The 16549-nt window shown below is 59.5% G+C and carries 15 protein-coding genes; 12 read left to right on the top strand and 3 right to left on the bottom strand.

The window, feature by feature from the left end; translation table 11 throughout:
• The first annotated feature begins 79 nt into the window (after positions 1–79).
• Both RGCCGE502_RS26955 and RGCCGE502_RS26960 read left to right on the top strand, forming a co-directional pair.
• Positions 80–391: an ArsR/SmtB family transcription factor gene (locus RGCCGE502_RS26955; RefSeq protein ID WP_016557379.1), complete on the top strand. Its 312-nt coding sequence runs from the start codon at positions 80–82 to the stop codon at positions 389–391.
• Positions 392–835: 444 nt separating this feature from the next.
• Positions 836–1384 carry a 3'-5' exonuclease gene (locus RGCCGE502_RS26960; RefSeq protein ID WP_016557380.1) on the top strand — a complete coding sequence of 183 codons (549 nt, stop codon included), beginning with the start codon at positions 836–838 and terminating at the stop codon, positions 1382–1384.
• A gap of 410 nt (positions 1385–1794) precedes the next feature.
• Here the strand turns inward: RGCCGE502_RS26960 and RGCCGE502_RS26970 are convergent, their stop codons facing one another.
• Positions 1795–2964 carry an ATP-binding protein gene (locus RGCCGE502_RS26970; RefSeq protein WP_016557381.1) on the bottom strand — a complete coding sequence of 390 codons (1170 nt, stop codon included), beginning with the start codon at positions 2962–2964 and terminating at the stop codon, positions 1795–1797.
• A 597-nt stretch (positions 2965–3561) separates the two neighbouring features.
• Here RGCCGE502_RS26970 and RGCCGE502_RS26975 point away from each other — a divergent pair.
• A complete protein-coding gene (locus RGCCGE502_RS26975; RefSeq protein WP_040675699.1) occupies positions 3562–4245 on the top strand; it encodes an HAD family hydrolase in 684 nt (227 codons plus the stop codon).
• Between the two features lie 102 nt (positions 4246–4347).
• On the opposite strand, the gene RGCCGE502_RS26980 is transcribed toward RGCCGE502_RS26975, so the two are convergent.
• Complete coding sequence (locus tag RGCCGE502_RS26980; RefSeq protein ID WP_040675727.1) at positions 4348–5127, bottom strand: GntR family transcriptional regulator; 780 nt, start codon at positions 5125–5127, stop codon at positions 4348–4350.
• A 175-nt stretch (positions 5128–5302) separates the two neighbouring features.
• Between RGCCGE502_RS26980 and RGCCGE502_RS26985 the strand changes: the two genes are divergently transcribed.
• From RGCCGE502_RS26985 to RGCCGE502_RS27005, 5 genes are all read left to right on the top strand, one after another.
• The gene (locus RGCCGE502_RS26985) at positions 5303–6559 is read left to right on the top strand and encodes an ABC transporter substrate-binding protein (protein WP_016557384.1); all 1257 of its coding nucleotides are present in this window, start codon (positions 5303–5305) and stop codon (positions 6557–6559) included.
• Positions 6560–6668: 109 nt separating this feature from the next.
• Positions 6669–7772: an ABC transporter ATP-binding protein gene (locus RGCCGE502_RS26990; protein ID WP_016557385.1), complete on the top strand. Its 1104-nt coding sequence runs from the start codon at positions 6669–6671 to the stop codon at positions 7770–7772.
• Positions 7769–8659 (top strand): carbohydrate ABC transporter permease, encoded by an 891-nt coding sequence (locus RGCCGE502_RS26995; protein ID WP_016557386.1) that lies wholly within the window; start codon positions 7769–7771, stop codon positions 8657–8659. The genes RGCCGE502_RS26990 and RGCCGE502_RS26995 overlap by 4 nt, the downstream gene beginning before the upstream one ends.
• On the top strand, positions 8659–9540 hold the full coding sequence (locus tag RGCCGE502_RS27000; RefSeq protein ID WP_016557387.1) for a carbohydrate ABC transporter permease: 882 nt from the start codon (positions 8659–8661) through the stop codon (positions 9538–9540). The genes RGCCGE502_RS26995 and RGCCGE502_RS27000 overlap by 1 nt, the downstream gene beginning before the upstream one ends.
• Before the next feature lie 19 nt (positions 9541–9559).
• Positions 9560–10084, top strand: a complete 525-nt coding sequence (locus RGCCGE502_RS27005; protein ID WP_016557388.1) for a GNAT family N-acetyltransferase — start codon at positions 9560–9562, stop codon at positions 10082–10084.
• 1055 nt (positions 10085–11139) lie between these two features.
• On the opposite strand, the gene RGCCGE502_RS27010 is transcribed toward RGCCGE502_RS27005, so the two are convergent.
• Positions 11140–11325 carry a hypothetical protein gene (locus tag RGCCGE502_RS27010; protein ID WP_016557389.1) on the bottom strand — a complete coding sequence of 62 codons (186 nt, stop codon included), beginning with the start codon at positions 11323–11325 and terminating at the stop codon, positions 11140–11142.
• Between the two features lie 797 nt (positions 11326–12122).
• Between RGCCGE502_RS27010 and RGCCGE502_RS27020 the strand changes: the two genes are divergently transcribed.
• The 4 genes from RGCCGE502_RS27020 to RGCCGE502_RS27035 all read left to right on the top strand — a co-directional run bounded on the left by RGCCGE502_RS27020 (position 12123) and on the right by RGCCGE502_RS27035 (position 16548).
• Positions 12123–12890, top strand: coding sequence for a 3-hydroxyacyl-CoA dehydrogenase (locus RGCCGE502_RS27020; RefSeq protein ID WP_016557391.1), 768 nt, complete (start codon positions 12123–12125; stop codon positions 12888–12890).
• A 24-nt stretch (positions 12891–12914) separates the two neighbouring features.
• Positions 12915–14102 carry an acetyl-CoA C-acyltransferase gene (locus RGCCGE502_RS27025; protein WP_016557392.1) on the top strand — a complete coding sequence of 396 codons (1188 nt, stop codon included), beginning with the start codon at positions 12915–12917 and terminating at the stop codon, positions 14100–14102.
• 20 nt (positions 14103–14122) lie between these two features.
• Positions 14123–15250, top strand: a complete 1128-nt coding sequence (locus RGCCGE502_RS27030) for an acyl-CoA dehydrogenase family protein (RefSeq protein ID WP_016557393.1) — start codon at positions 14123–14125, stop codon at positions 15248–15250.
• A gap of 65 nt (positions 15251–15315) precedes the next feature.
• The gene (locus tag RGCCGE502_RS27035) at positions 15316–16548 is read left to right on the top strand and encodes a 3-methyl-2-oxobutanoate dehydrogenase (2-methylpropanoyl-transferring) subunit alpha (RefSeq protein ID WP_016557394.1); all 1233 of its coding nucleotides are present in this window, start codon (positions 15316–15318) and stop codon (positions 16546–16548) included.
• Position 16549 lies beyond the last annotated feature (1 nt).

Consider the following 16549-nt stretch of genomic DNA (forward strand, 5'->3'; position numbering starts at 1 on the left):
TTCAATCGGGGTTATGGCTATTTCGCTATCTTACGTTTAAGTAAGCGATCGGTTTTTTAAAGCTAGGTGAATCTCTGAAATGCGCATTGATACGGACTTCCAGGAAGAGGCTAGACTTCTAACTCTGTTGGCAAACGAAAAAAGACTCCTGATTGCCAGCCTTCTCCTGGACAATGAATTGAACGTCGGTGAATTGGCGAAACGCGTTGGCCTTTCGCAGTCGGCTCTCTCCCAGCATCTCGCCCGTCTTCGTGAGGGCAATATCGTGACAACCCGTCGCGACGCCCAGACGATCTATTATTCGACGATGCACTATGGCGTTCGAAAGATCCTCTCGACTCTCGAGGAGATCACTGATCGTTCGACAAAGGGTCTGAAGGCAGCAAGCTAAGCTTTCGGCGACAATCAGGCGGACCGGGGCCGTCTCGTTGCGGATAGACGGGGTTGTCGCCAGGCGGAAGACGGCCTTGAAATCGGCGCCGGGGGCGATCAGCCACTTCTGTCGCAACCGTCACCGTTGCGATTAAATCCACGCCACGCTACGGGCGTCCTTTGGGGGCAGGTCGCGTCGCGCTTCACCACCGGGGTTCGTCGCTGGAGCGGCGAGCCGGTCCCTCGCCACCTGCCCTCGGTCTCGGAAAGCAGGATGTGTTCCGGCCGAATGCCATAGGTCTTGCGGCCCTCTTTCGCAGCAATCTCTTCCTCCAATGGGAAGGCTGCCAACCGCCGCAAGATATGATACCGATGCTCCAAGGCGTCGCCTCGTCGCTGTCTGACGCGCGCCTGAAACCTTTCCAATAACCTGGCGGGAGGCAGTGGCGCCTGTGACGTCCCCTTGATCGTATTCCTGGACTTCGAAGCATCGTCACTCGGCAAGGACAGCTTCCCGATCGAGGTCGCCTGGGTGTTTCAGGATGGTCGGTCCCGCTCCTTTCTGATACGCCCCGCGCCCGATTGGACCGATTGGTCGCCCGACGCGGAAGCTATCCATGGAATTTCGCGAGATCAGCTCGACAGGAACGGCACTGCCGCGGAAGTGGTAGCGCGGCACATGATGAAAGAGCTCGCCGGCAACGACCTCTACGCAAGCGCGCCGTCATGGGACGGAAAATGGCTCAGCGTGCTTCTGCGCGCGGGCGACCTGCCACGTCACGCTCTCCGGGTCAGCAGGTCCAAGGAGGCATTTCTCGCTGCTGCGCGTGATCTCATGGGACCTGCAACGGACGAGGTGGAACTCATCAACCTCGTCGAGGACGTCATCATGACCAGCAGATCCGGCAAACCGGCAAGTCACCGCGCCCTGCCAGATGCGATGCTTGACCTTGCATGCTGGCATCTGGTGCGAAAGGAAGCAGCACAGCGCACGGGCAAGAGCCTCATCTAACCAGGCGTGTCGCTCTTGACCGCCTCATTCTTCTCGTCAGAAAGGCCGCGCCGTGGCAATCACGACCAGCTTGACCTTGGCCGTCTAACGCAAGCCGAGCGCCAATGTGTTTAATGCCGTCCGACCCGATAGGCTTGGGACCCCCGGCTCCAACTCGCGGTGAAATTCTGCTTCCACAGAGAGCGCCCCGCTGAAAAAGGGCAAGAACGCCCTCAAATGATTTGGGCCGCGAAGGGGCACTTCCACGGCTTGCCGTCGGTCCAGCGCTCGATCGTACATTTTCAACAGGCGGAGCAAGCGATGATGCGGTGCCCCTTACAAAACGGCAGGGCGTTCCTGCGCGTCGCGGCACTCGTATCGGAGCAATTTCCAGGCATCGATCGGCAAGCGCACGGTATGCCGGCAATGTTTCATTTTATCCAGTTGCGGACCAGGTAGTCGCCGAACAATGGCACCGTGAAATCGACATCTCCATAGGAGGGACTGTAGATCATGCCCTTCTTGATGAGGCTTGCCCGCACCGGCCCGAACTTGCTCGGCGGCTCTTTCATCATATCGGCCACGTCGCCGGATTTGTAGGGCCCCATACCAAGCCTGGCCATGGCGAAAACATAGTCACGTTCACGCGGCGTCAGGCGATCGAAACGCACCCGGAAGAACCCTTCATCAAGCCTGTGCAGAGCCTTCTTCGCCGATTGATTAATGTCTGCTGCGTCTATCGGCGAGTAATCCGCCGCGTTCCAAGCCTGATAGCCCCATTCCTGCAGGAAGTAGGGGTAACCGCGGGTCTGCGCGATGATTGCCTGTAATGCCTCGACGTTGATCCTTTCGCCCTCTTCCTCGATGGGATTCTTGATGGCGAGCTCGGCCGACGGCTGGTCCAAGGCGCCGACTGACGGATAGGTAAACAGCCGCTCGGCATAGGACTTTGCGTCGCCGGAAAGCGCCGCGACCTGAGGCAGGCCGGCACCAAAAAACAGGACCGGAAGGCCTTTTTGACTGATCCGGTGAATGGCAACAATCAACGCCGCATAGTCCCGTTCGCCGAGGTACTGGATCTCATCGATGAGCAGCGTCCATCCGCGCCCTGCAGCTTTCGCTGCCTCCCCGACGCGGACAAACAGTTCGGCAAGATCGTATTCGATGTTGCCGCTATCCGCCGTTCCGGTTTCAGGGTCGACCGAAAGGGCGAAGTCTCCCATTTCAACTTTGAATATCGAGGCAAAGCTGCGGAGCGCCCGCATCGCGCTGAAGGCATTGGCTTTCGCCTTTTCAACGACGCTGAGCTTGCGAAGCACTTGGTGGATGCGCGGATAGAGAAGCGTTGGCAGGGGAATCCCTTCAGGCCCTTCTACCATCGATGTCAGATGGCCGTGCTCCTCGGCGATCTGCTCGATCTTGTTCAGGAGAACGGTCTTTCCGACGCCCCGGAGACCAAGCAGGATTTGTGAACGTGCAGGCTTGCCTCGAATGACACGCTGAACGGCGATACGGGCGTCTTCAAGAATGCCATTGCGACCAGCTAGTTCAGGCGGCTGAGACCCAGCCCCGGGTGCGAACGGATTGCGAACCTCATCCATGGCTTATATCCGGTTTAAGGGGATATAGCATCAATACATTATAACTATCTATATGCCAATATAAGTTTTTAGCGAAGGTTTTGGCGTGTCATGCAGAAATGCGGCTTCAGGTTGCGAAGACCCTCATAGTCGCAGGCAGTGAAGTTTGTGGCGGCGGCCTGGGTCCTGGGCCTGGCATTGACGCTGTGGGCGCCTCTTGGAGGTGTGAAGGCATGAGGGTCGGTGCGCGCAAACTCTTCGTTACAAGCTTCTCAACCCGAAAGCCATCATCGTTGGACTGGTCATGGTGCCATCTGTCCGAGCGGGTGTGGTTCTGACTATTTTGGTATTGTCCGGCAATCACGGCCGCACCCTGCGCTCTGTGGCTTGCGTTTGGGCGGGCAATAATCGGCCGCCGGCAGGAGATACCCGGTTTTGCCCGGCGCTGCGGCTCCGCGGTGCTACAGGTCTTCTCGGTCATGCTGACGCTGAGCGGCTTCGCCTGACCCGCAATCGGCCCTATTCTTTCTCTCTCGACAATCGCCAGGCCGGGTAGCCATCGCTTGCACCACTCCCCGAGAAAGTCCACATAGTGGACTATTCCCGTCAAGCCAGGAGATGACCGTGCCGCCCCAGTTTCCCGATCAAAAGCAATATGCCGCGTTCCTCTTCGACATGGACGGCACCATCCTGAGTTCAAAGGCGGCGGCAGAGCGGGTCTGGGGTCATTGGGCGGAGCGCCACGGGCTTGATCCCGTGCGCTTCTTGCCAACCATGCATGGGAAGCGCGGGGTCGACACGATACGTCAGCTCGGCCTGCCCGGCATCGATCCTGTCTTGGAAGCCGACAAGATCACGCAAGCCGAGATCGACGACGTCGATGGTGTTGTCGCCATTCCCGGCGCGGTGAGCTTCCTCGCCGCTCTTCCACCCGATCGCTGGGCGATCGTGACATCGTCGACCAAGGCTCTGGCGCTACGCCGCCTTGACGCAGCAGGGCTGCCCGTCCCCCGTTTCATGGTCACCGGAGACGACGTTACAATCGGCAAGCCGAATCCCCAATGCTACATCCTTGGCGCCGAGGTCCTTGGTGTTCGACCAGCCGAATGCCTCGTCTTTGAAGACGTCGAGGCCGGTGTACAAGCGGGTGAAGCGGCAGGAGCCGGCGTCATGGTGATTACTGCTGCCGGTCATAAGCACGATTTTGGCAATCGCCCCTCGATCGACGACTACACGACCATCTCCCCCGCAATCAGAGGTGACGGGCTGATGATTGTGAGAAGGCCTCAGATCATCGGGTAGCCGTGTCCGGGCCTTCTAAAAAGCCACTACGGTTGGTCATTGGTCTCTGCGGCCTCCCATTGTGTTGAAACGGGTGGGCCGGCATCCTTCCAGCGATCAAAATCAGCCATAGTGCTTGAAGTCGCCCGTGGCCGACTGCAGCAGTGTCAGCGGATACCGCTCGGGATGGTGGATCAGGGATGTCATGTTTATCGGCCGGTCACGCTCATCAAAGGCGATCTGGTCGACGGTCAGCACGGCCCCCGGCTGTGGAAGCTCGAGGAGTTCTGCCTCTGCTCTGCTGGCCAGCCGAGCACTGAGCGTCGTCTGGCCGCGCCGCGGCTGGATCTTGTAGAGCTCTCGCAATTCAGAATAGAGCGACCGATTCGCGACCGACCAGTCAAGACCGGTAAGGTCGGGCGCCCTCGAAGCCGCGATCCAGTCTGTCTGCAAGACGACCGGGATCTTATCGAGCAGGCGCAAACGCGAGAGAATGATGACCTCCGATCCGGGTGGGATCATCAGCGGTCGGGTGATATCCAGCGATGCCCTGACGACGGCAATATCGAGAAGCCGTTGCCCCGGCGTGTGACCATTTGCAAGCGCGGTGCTGGTGAAGCTTTTGAGCACTTCGAGCTCGAATCCGCCACCGTTGTCGACGACATAGAGACCCTTGCCAGCCTGGCTTTGCACGACGCCCTGGCGGATCAGTTCGCGAACGGCATGCCGTATGGTGATGCGGCTTACATCATACAGCGACACAAGCTCGCGCTCGGACGGCAACTTGCCGCGCAATGGCACTTTCCCCTCGCGGATCGACGACAGTAGCGCCTCATAAACCTGTTGATGGAGCGGACGGGAAGCGGTCCTGTCGATCGTCGTTTCGCTGGCCTTCCTTGTCAGTCTCTGTCGTGTCGTCACGCTCGCTCCCGGATCGAACTGGATTAACCGGCGTCTCAACTTTGCTCGCAGTAAGTGCGAGAGTCCAGTTGACATGACTGGTCATAACCAGTCCTATTGGGCTCAGGAACCACAGAGTTCCCCACAGTTCAAGTGTGATAAAGACAAGGAACAGCTCATGTTGAAAAAATGCCTCGCTGCGGCTGCAGCCGTTGCCGGCCTCTGGGCCAGCACTGCTCATGCGGAAACCATTTCGGCTTTCTGCTCACCTACGGAATTCGAACTTTGCACCAAGGTTGCCGACGCCTGGAAGGCAAAAACCGGCAACGAGGCGAAGATCAACAAGATGCCAGCACTGCTCGATGATGCGATCCCGCTGTACCAGCAGCTGTTGGCGGCCAAATCGAAGGACGTCGACGTCCTTTTTCTCGACGTGATCTGGCTTGGCATGTTCAAGGCCAACCTTCTCGATCTCAAGACGATGGTTCCCCAAGCTGATCAGGACAAGCATTTCGCCTCGACGCTGAATGCGGCAAAGCTCGACGGCAATCTTGTCGCCATGCCTGCCTACATGGACGTGGGCCTGATGTTCTATCGCAAGGACCTGCTGGAAAAGTACGGCAAGCAGCCACCGAAGACCTGGGACGAACTTGCCAGCGCGGCGAAGGAAATCCAGGATAAGGAGCGGGCTGACGGGCACGATAAGATGTGGGGCTATGCCTGGCAGGCGAAAAGCTACGAGGGCCTGACCTGCGACGCGATCGAGCTGATCGCCTCCAACGGTGGCGGTACGATCATTTCGGACGACGGAAAGGTGACCATCGACAATGCCGATGCCGCCGAGGCGATCAAGAAGGCAAAGGGGTGGATTGGGTCGATCAGTCCGGAAGGCGTTCTGAACTACGATGAGGAGGCATCCCGGGCCGTCTTCGAATCCGGCGACGCCGTGTTCCATCGCAACTGGCCATACGTCTGGGGAACCTCCCATAAGGAGGGCAGCGCGATCATCGACAAGGTTGGTGTCATGCCACTGCCAGTCGGCAAGGATGGGCAGAAATCCAGCGGATGCCTTGGTCCAATGTACTACGGCGTTTCCAAATACAGCGCAAAGCCTCAGGTCGCCGCAGATTTCGTGAACTTCATCACTGGCACGGACATGCAGAAGATGCGTGCCGTCGAGGCAACCCTCAATCCATCCATCCAGTCGCTTTACAGCGATCCTGAAGTTCTGGACAAGATCCCGTTCCTGAAGGACAACCAGCAAGCCTTCGCCGATAGCGCTGTGCGACCATCAGGATATACCGGCACCAGCTATAACCGCGTCTCCCAGGCCTTCTACCGCTCCGTGCACGACATGCTGTCGGGTTCCACCGATCCCAAGGACGGTTTCGCTTCGCTCGGCAAGCGCCTCGAGAAGCTCAAGGAAAGCCGCTGATCGGCCAAAGACGCGGGGTCCTACGCTCGGGCAACCGCGGCGCCTCTCCCGCGTCTTTTTTCCGCCGGCGCGCCAAGCCGGCCCTGCCCCGCGCAAGCCAAGGTGAACAATGGCATCGGTTTCGATGGAATCCGTTTCGAAGAGTTTCGGAACACATAAAGTCATTCAGGATGTAAACCTGGCGATCAATGACGGAGAATTCGTCGTTTTCGTCGGTCCCTCGGGATGCGGCAAGTCAACGCTGCTTCGGATCGTCGCCGGCCTGATCTCCGCCTCGTCAGGGATAGTAAGGATTGGCGGCGACGATGTCACCGACGTTCCCGCCGCCAAGCGAGGCGTTGCCTTTGTCTTCCAGTCATACGCGCTCTATCCGCATATGACGGTTGCCCGCAATATCGGGTTCGCGCTCGAAACGATGGGGATCAAGCGCGACGCGATCGCGCGCAAGGTACAGTCCGTAGCCCGCATGCTGAAGGTCGACCACCTAATGGAACGGCGACCGCGTGAACTGTCGGGAGGCCAACGCCAGCGTGTCGCCATAGGAAGGGCGCTGGTCAGGCAACCGGAAATCTTCCTCTTCGATGAACCGCTGTCCAATCTGGATGCCGATCTTAGGATGGAAATGCGGATGGAAATCGCCAGGCTTCACGAGGATCTTCGCACTACGATGATCTATGTCACGCATGACCAGTCGGAGGCGATGACGCTCGCCGACCGGATCGTCGTGCTCAACCACGGCCGCATCGAACAGGTCGGGACGCCCTCTGAGCTTTACCACCACCCGGACAACCGCTTCGTCGCTGGTTTTATCGGCAGCCCGCGCATGAACTTTCTTCCCGTCGAGGCAGGAGCGGACAACGGACAGGGCGTATTCGGCCCGGGCGGCCTGTCGCTCCCGCGGATCAAGGGCGGAGCGGCACCGGCGGAAATCGGTGTCAGGCCGGAGGGCTTGCGCATTGTTCCGGCCGGTACCGGTCGCTTCGACTGCGTGCTCGAGCGGGTCGAGGACCTCGGCCACGAACATTTCGCTTACTGCAGGATCGCTGGCGGCCCGATCTGGGTGATCAGGCTTGCAGCATCCCCTGACGAGACTCTCATTGGCAAAACTGTCGCCCTCGACTTTGAGGATCACTCCATTTTCTTCTTTGCCGCCAACGGTCAACGGATTGCCCTTTCGTCGGACGGTGCGGATGCAAGGAGAGCCATCCGATGAGCGCCCGCCTTGCCCGCCGCGACCACCGCGCCGCCTGGTTCTTCCTGCTGCCGGTCATCGCAGCGATGCTCGTCGTGGCCGTTTGGCCGCTCGGGCGAACCTTCTTCTTTGCATTTACGGACGCCTATCTCGACGATCCAAGCGTTTACTCGATGGTGGGCATCGCAAACTTCCTCGAGGTCTTCAACGACCCCAGCTGGTGGCTTGCTGTCAGGAACACTCTGATATTCACGGTCGTATCCGTGTCCATCGAGACGGTCCTTGGTCTCGCGATCGCGCTCCTGATCAACGAGGCGATTCCAGGTCGCGGTCTTGCCCGCGCTGCAATCCTGGTGCCGTGGGCCATTCCGGTGGTTGTCGCCACAAAGATTTGGGAATGGATGCTGAACGACCAGTTCGGGGTTATCAACAAGGTTCTGATCGAACTCGGCCTCATCGATCACGGTGTCGCCTGGACCGCGAGCGGCTCGCTGATCATGGGGGTGGTGATCTTCATCGACGTGTGGATGACGACGCCTTTCATGGTCCTTCTCATCCTGGCTGGCCTGCAGATGCTGTCCCACGAGATCTTCGAGGCGGCGGCCGTCGACGGGATCCCGGCTTGGAAGCGGTTCTGGTCGATCACCCTTCCCATGTTGCGGCCCGCAATCGGCGTCGCTGTCCTGTTTCGCTCGCTTGATGCACTGCGCATGTTCGACCTGTCCTATGTCCTGGCCGGCAGCAACGAAAAGGTCATGACCGTCTCGATCTACGCCCGCGATCGCCTGATCAGCTTCCAGGAACTTGGCGTCGGGTCCGCGGCCTCGACCTGGGTTTTCATGTTGGTGGCCCTCGTTGCCATCATTCTAATCGGCGCACTGCGCCTCGACAGGGCAGCGGGGCATTGATGATGGCTGATCTGACACTTGCCCGCCCGCTGCGCAAATCGACTGCCCACTACCGGATAAGGCGCCGTGCGTTTCGGGGCCTGCAGGTCTGTGCGCTGGGCCTGGTGCTCGTTTACACGCTGTTTCCCTACTATTGGGCTTTCGTTTCATCGACGAAGCAGGGGGCAGCCCTCTACCGTTCGGTTCTGCTGCCGGCCCTTGATTTCACCTACTACCGGCAATTGATCGACAATCCCGTATTCATGGGATCGCTTTTGAATTCGGCCTACGTCGCCGTTTCCACCACCTGCCTGTCTCTCATCATCGGCATCAGCGCCGCCTATGCCCTTGGCCGAATTGATTTCCCGCAGCGCCGGGCGGTGCTGATGGTGATCCTGATGATATCGATTTTCCCGCAGGTGGTGGTGCTTTCGGGCATGTTCGAGCTGATCAACTGGCTCGGCCTCTTTAACCGCCCGAGCGCCCTGGTGCTTACCTATCTCCTGTCCACCGTCCCCTTCACCACCTGGATCCTGACGACGTTCATACGGGAATTTCCGCGCGAGCTCGAGGAGGCAGCGATCATCGATGGGTGCTCCCATTTTCGCATCCTCATGAAAATCCTTCTTCCCCTGATGGGCCCATCCCTTGCAAGCACCGGCATTCTTGCCTTCATCCTTGCCTGGAACGAATTCCTGTTTGCCCTCACCTTTACCCTGACGGATGAAAACCGCACGGTGCCGGTTGCCATCGGGCTGATTGCAGGCACAAACCGCTATGAGTATCCCTTCGGCCAGATTATGGCGGCATCGGTGACGGTGACCCTGCCGTTGATCGCCGTCGTGTTGATCTTCCAGCGACGGATTGTGGCCGGGCTGACTGCGGGTGCCGTCAAGGGATAGTAATTGCAAAGGACCCATCATGGACATGCTCGTCAAGCTCTACGATCTCAGGCCGGATGCGTCGATTGACGCTATGATGGAGCGCCACGGCGTCACCCTCCGCCGCCTGCTTCCGCCGGAGTTGAAGACACTCACAGACTGGATTACGCCCCGTTTTGGGGCTGGGTGGTCCAGCGAGGCGACAGCCGCGGCAATGCGGCAGCCGCCGACATGTTTCATCGCGATAAAGGATGGCACGTTGATCGGCTTTGCCTGCCATGAGGCGACCGCGAAGGGCTTCTTCGGACCGACTGGTGTGGACACCAAAGCGCGCGGCCAAGGTGTCGGCCGTGCGTTGCTGTTGACCACCTTGCTCGACATGTCCGCACAGGGATATGCCTACGGCATCATCGGTGGCGCGGGACCGATGGACTTCTATCGCCAGAGCGTTGGTGCAATTCCGATTGAGGGTTCCGTTCCCGGGATCTACCGCGGCATGCTGAGGGAAGCTGAGCCGGATGACATATCCGCGTCCCACCAACAGGTGCCCCCTGATGCGACCTGACGATGTTGGATCTCTAGAGCCGAGCCGAATGCGGACGTTCGCGTCCCGTTCGTGCGTGTATCCTTCTAAAACATGGCGGCGAGGTCCCGGATTTATCAGTAGGATGAGCTGCCAGTTGCCTTCATATCAGACATCCATCGGGCTGATACATCAGGGGACCTCATCCGCCATTCCTGAAACCAAATAGATGGTGGAGCATTTCGTTTCGTCCAGTGCCCACGAGCGCCCTAATGCATTGTTTCGCAGCTCGAATTTGGGCCGACCGCGCTTCGGCCGAAACGATCGGTTCGCAACCCGGCGGAAGTTCTAGAACTCGATCGTCATGTCCGGTCCCTTGGTGCGCGCTTGCGCACCTGCTTCTCGGTCAGTGTTTCGCCGCGCTTCTCTTTGACGTTGGCCCATCCATCGACGTAATGGTCGGCCGGCCGGCTCCAGATGCAACGGTCCGGTACCTTCAGACACTGTCAGGCGGAGCAAAGAAGCAGTTAAGATAATCCTCGGAGGGGTGAAGGCAAAGATGGAAATCCCCGTCTCCCGACGGCAGCTCGTCTCCATAAGGCACGAAGAAACGGTGAGAACGCGTGGCGCGAAAATGATCCCCTGGCTGTAGGATTATCGAGTATCCGCGTCGGAGTTTGCTGACGTCTGAACGTGGGATAGCATCGCAATCGCCGCCCTGCCCGCGCCCTCTGCAGCTGGCAGGCGGGTAGGTCCAGCCGCGTGCGGCATCATGCGCTTCGAGGCGACATTGTAAGGGGGTGAAGAGTGTAAAGGTTACAAATGCGGAGATGAACGACAACCAGGCCATGACAGCCTCCTTCAATCGTTCAGATTAGCTGCTATCCTACGCCCAATCCTGCTTCGTGTAACGCAGACAGTTTACCTTACCCTCCCTCTTTCGCGCGGCCCAACGAACGCGTTGCCAGCTCTTTTCCGTTGTTCCACATCAGCAAGGATGCGGATAACACCCCTGCAACACCTCTTAATGCGCAACATCTTTTATGGCTGTAGGATGATTGGCCGCCCATGCCTTGTCCGCAAGCAACGGCCGCCCCCTACTGGATCGTGTCGTCGCGGTCGATCTCGACAAGGATCCCTTTCCGAAGCGCCTCGTCCTTCGCGGCCTGGAGAGCCTGTTGAATATGATAAACCACGAGGTCGAAGTCCGGGCCCTCGCAGGAGGCAAGATCCCGAGCAACGCTCAGCGCAAACACAAGTTGGACAGTGTTCGTTTCGACCACAGCTGCAGTTCCCCAGCAAGTGCAAACCTATCGCCCTACTGAATTTCCGGCAACGCAAAACGTTCGGCGATTGCGAGAGCTCCAGCCTTACCGCCAGTTAAGAACATTATTGTGAATGAGGCAGTCACGCCCTCGAGAAATGACCCCAAGGACAGGCAGAACGAGGCCGAGGATCGGTCGGCCACCGAGCGCAATGATCCCGCTGCGGCTACGGTAAGGTAGCAGCCGCTTCATGGCGAAGTTGTCGTGCATCCTTCTCGCGCGGCCAAACGGCTCCGGTAAATCCTCAGCTTTCCCCAAGCTCGAAGTGTCTGGATCAACGCCGACCAGATCGCAAGGACGTTGCCAGAGGACGGCAGCTTCAACGATCGGCGTGCTGCTGAGGAACCCCGGCCGTAGCTTTCGAACCCAATTGTTCGGACTGCTTCAAGCATCGCCAGAACGACAATCGTCTTTCTCTGATGATGCTTTTCTGGTTCGCCGCAACGTGCTTTCGCTGAACCGCAGAAAATCATTAGTTTCCAACCGAACGGCGGCCAAATACGCAGGAAAGTTGCGCCACTTTTCTTGGCGCGCTGGGGCTTTTTTTGGCAGTCTAATGATGCAAGTCACTCCAACTGATGTCGCAACCAGAGACCGGTGAAAAATAAGTGATGGAGGCACTTTCGAAGCGTCTTGCCGACAGCAGCGACCATGGCATGGAAAAATCGTGCAGGCATAGGTGCGATCGATGAGCACCCGGGAGAGTGGGTGGACGCGGTCGAGAAAAAACCAGCGAAGGCATTGGGAGGACATTCATGCAAATCCGTGGAGGAACATTCATAGTCACCGGCGGTGGATCCGGTCTTGGCGCAGCCACCGCCAGGCTGTTGATCGAAGCCGGTGCACGCGTCGTCATCGCCGACCTCAACCCGGCGGCCGGCGAGGCCATTGCCCTGGAGCTCGGGTCGGACGCGCGCTTCATTAGAGCCGACGTCACGCTCGCCGATGATGCATCAGCTGTTGTTGCCACCGCGACCGACGTGTTTGGCGGCCTTCATGGGCTTGTGAATTGCGCGGGCGTCGCACCGGCCGAGAAGATAATCGGCCGTGACGGTCCGCATGATCTCGAAAGCTTCGTGCGCACAATTTCAATCAACCTCGTCGGCACCTTCAACATGACCCGTCTTGCGGCCTTAGCCCTTCAGCAACAGCAGCCAGACGAGGAAGGTGAGCGCGGGGTCATCGTCAATACCGCCTCGATTGCCGCTTTCGATGGGCAGGTTGGTCAGGCCGCCTACGCTGCCTCCAAGGGCGGCATCGCCTCCATGACGCTTCCCGTTGCCCGTGAACTTGCCCGGCACGGTATTCGCGTTGCCTCCATCGCTCCTGGGATTTTCGAGACTCCCATGATGTCAGGCATGCCCCACGAGGTACAGGAAGCGCTCGGCAAGAGTGTTCCCTTCCCTCAGCGTCTTGGTCGGCCAACGGAATTTGCGGCGCTCGTGCGCCATATCATCGAGAACAGGATGTTGAACGGCGAAGTCATTCGCCTCGACGGCGCCTTGCGCATGAGCGCGCGCTGACACATTGACCAGGGAGGATGAAGGATGGCTCTAGAGGATCCGGTTGTGATTGTCGCAGCGGCCCGAACGCCGATCGGCGGTTTCCAGGGAGCGCTGAAGGAAGCAACTGCACCAAAGCTCGGCGCCGCCGCCATCGGGGCCGCCCTTAAACGTGCAGGCCTCACGCCGGAGGCGGTCGATGAGGTCATCTTCGGCTGCGTGCTGCCGGCAGGCCTCGGCCAGGCACCGGCGAGACAAGCCGCAATCACGGCTGGTCTGCCATTCTCCGCCGGCGCGAGCACGATCAACAAGATGTGTGGATCGGGCATGAAGGCCGTCATGCTCACCCATGATCTCCTGGCGACGGGAAGTGCTGCCGTCGGAGTCGCGGGCGGCATGGAGAGCATGACCAACGCACCCTATCTTCTCGATCGTGCCCGCAGCGGCTACAGGCTCGGCCATGGTCGCGTGACCGACCACATGTTCCTAGACGGGCTGGAGGATGCCTACGACAAGGGACGTCTCATGGGAAGCTTCGCGGAGGACTGCGCCGAAGCCTACCAGTTTACGCGCGAGGCGCAGGATCGATACGCCGTGATGTCGCTGACCCGCGCTCAACAAGCCATCGACGCCGGCAACTTCAACGCGGAAATGACACCGGTCACCATATCCTCGGGAAAGGGCGAGATGCTGGTTGACCAGGACGAACAGCCGGGCAAGGCAAAGATCGACAAGATCCCATTGCTGAAGCCGGCCTTCCGTGATGGCGGAACCGTGACGGCCGCGAATTCGAGCTCGATTTCCGATGGCGCGGCCGCACTCGTGTTGATGCGCCGCTCCGAAGCCGAGCGGCGAAACTTGCAGCCCCGTGCTACAATCAGCGGCCACGCCACCCATTCCCAGGCGCCAGGTCTATTCGCAACCGCTCCGATCGGAGCCTTGCAGAAACTGTCGGACCGCACCGGCTGGCCGCTCGATACGGTCGACCTGTTCGAGATCAATGAAGCGTTTGCCGTTGTCGCCATGGCTGCCATGCGCGACCTGAAGCTGCCTGAAGAAAAGGTGAATGTACACGGCGGAGCCTGCGCGCTTGGTCATCCGATCGGTGCCTCAGGTGCGCGCATTCTCGTCACCCTGCTTGCCGCGCTCGAGCGCTATGACCTTAAGCGCGGGATGGCCGCTTTATGCATCGGGGGTGGCGAGGCGACTGCCGTCGCGATCGAACGCTTCTAGGAAGCGGGAGGAAAAGCACCATGATCCTGAACGAATTACAGCAGCAGATCCGCGATCTCGCCAGAGACTTTGCCCGCGAGCGGCTTGCTCCGGGCGCGGCCGCCCGCGATCGCGAGCACAGGTTTCCCCGCGAGGAACTTGCAGAGATGGGCGGACTTGGGCTCCTCGGCATGCTGGTACCCGAGCAATACGGCGGATCGGAAACCGGCACGCTTGCCTATGCGGCAGCCTTGGAGGAGATCGCGGCAGGCGACGGGCCCTGCTCCACCATCATGAGCGTGCACAGCTCTGTCGCCTGTGTGCCGATCCTGAAATTCGGCACCGAAGAGCAGAAACAGCGCTTTCTTCCGAAGCTTGCCAGCGGCGAGTGGATCGGAGGATTTGCGCTGACAGAACCGCAGGCCGGTTCGGACGCGTCCAATCTGCGCACCCGCGCGCGTCGTGACGGCGATCACTACGTCCTCGATGGCGCCAAGCAGTTCATCACCTCTGGCAAGAACGGCCAGATGATCATCGTCTTTGCCGTGACGGACGCTTCCGCCGCAAAGAAAGGCATCACCGCCTTCATCGTGCCGACGGACACACAAGGCTACGAGGTTGTCCGGGTCGAGGAAAAACTCGGACTCCATTCGACGGACACGTGCCAGATTGCCTTCAATGAGATGCGCATTCCTGCCGAGCTGAGGTTGGGTGACGAGGGGGAGGGTTACAGGATCGCGTTGGCGAACCTCGAGGGTGGACGCATCGGCATTGGTGCCCAGGCCGTTGGCATGGCCTGCGCAGCCTTCGAGGCCGCACGGGATTATGCACGAGAACGCACGTCGTTCGGCAAACCAATCATCGAACACCAGGCGGTCGCTTTTCGTCTTGCCGACATGGCGACTGAGATCGAAGCTGCCCGCCAGCTCGTATTCCACGCTGCAGCGCTTCGCGACAGCAACCTGCCCTGCCTGTCGGAAGCCTCGATGGCCAAGCTCTTTGCATCCGAGATGGCCGAGCGGGTCTGCTCGGCCGCGATCCAGGTCCATGGGGGCTATGGCTACATGGCCGATTATCCGGTGGAGCGGATCTATCGTGATGTCCGTATCTGTCAGATCTACGAAGGAACCAGCGACGTGCAGCGAATGGTGATCGCGCGCAACCTGTAAAAAATTATCGTGCGATGTCTGCGTCCAGGGAGGAGCGACCATCGCAAAGGGAGGGAAAATTGACGATGACGGAGACCGCTCAACTGAGCCTGCATGTGCCGGAGCCAGCCGTCCGGCCGGGCGGGCAACCCGATTTTTCTAATGTCAAGATCGCAAAGGCTGGCGCGGTGCCGCGTCCGGCCGTCGACGTTGCCCCTGAGGATATTCGGGACCTTGCCTATTCGATCATTCGCGTCCTGAACCGCGATGGAGAGGCCGTCGGTCCCTGGGCGGGCCTGTTGTCAGACGAGGATCTGCTGGTCGGCCTTCGCAACATGATGAAGCTGCGCGCTTTCGATGCGAGGATGCTGATGGCGCAGCGACAGGGAAAAACGTCTTTTTATATGCAGCATCTCGGTGAGGAGGCTGTCAGTTGCGCCTTTCGCAAGGCACTCAGAAAAGGCGACATGAATTTTCCGACCTATCGGCAGGCAGGCCTCCTGATTGCCGACGATTACCCCATGATCGAGATGATGAACCAGATCTTCTCGAACGAAAGCGACCCGCTGCGGGGCCGGCAGTTGCCGATCATGTATTCATCAAAGGAACATGGATTCTTCACAATCTCCGGCAACCTTGCCACGCAGTACGTCCAGGCGGTCGGCTGGGCCATGGCATCCGCGATCAAGAATGACAGCAGGATCGCCGCCGCATGGATCGGCGACGGCTCGACAGCCGAATCTGATTTTCATTCCGCCCTCGTCTTCGCCTCGACTTACAAGGCGCCTGTTATCCTCAACATCGTCAACAACCAGTGGGCAATATCGACTTTCCAGGGCATCGCGCGCGGCGGATCGGGAACGTTTGCAGCACGTGGGCTCGGCTTCGGCATTCCTGCGTTGCGGGTCGATGGCAACGACTATCTGGCTGTTTATGCCGTAGCATGCTGGGCCGCTGCACGTGCCAGGCGCAATCTCGGGCCGACCTTGATCGAATACGTGACCTACCGTGTCGGTGCCCACTCGACCTCCGACGATCCGAGCGCCTATCGGCCAAAGACCGAATCCGAATCCTGGCCACTCGGAGACCCGGTCCTTCGCCTGAAAAAGCACCTGATCGTCAGAGGCGCCTGGTCGGAGGAACGCCATGTGCAGATGGAGGCCGAAATCATGGACGAGGTCATCGACGCGCAAAAGCAGGCCGAACAGCATGGTACCCTCCATGCCGGAGGCAGGCCCTCGGTGCGTGATATCTTCGAGGGCGTCTACGCGGAGATGCCGCCGCATATTCGCCGGCAGCGACAGAAGGCGGGTTTCTGAC

Source organism: Rhizobium grahamii CCGE 502, assembly GCF_000298315.2.
GTDB lineage: Bacteria > Pseudomonadota > Alphaproteobacteria > Rhizobiales > Rhizobiaceae > Rhizobium > Rhizobium grahamii.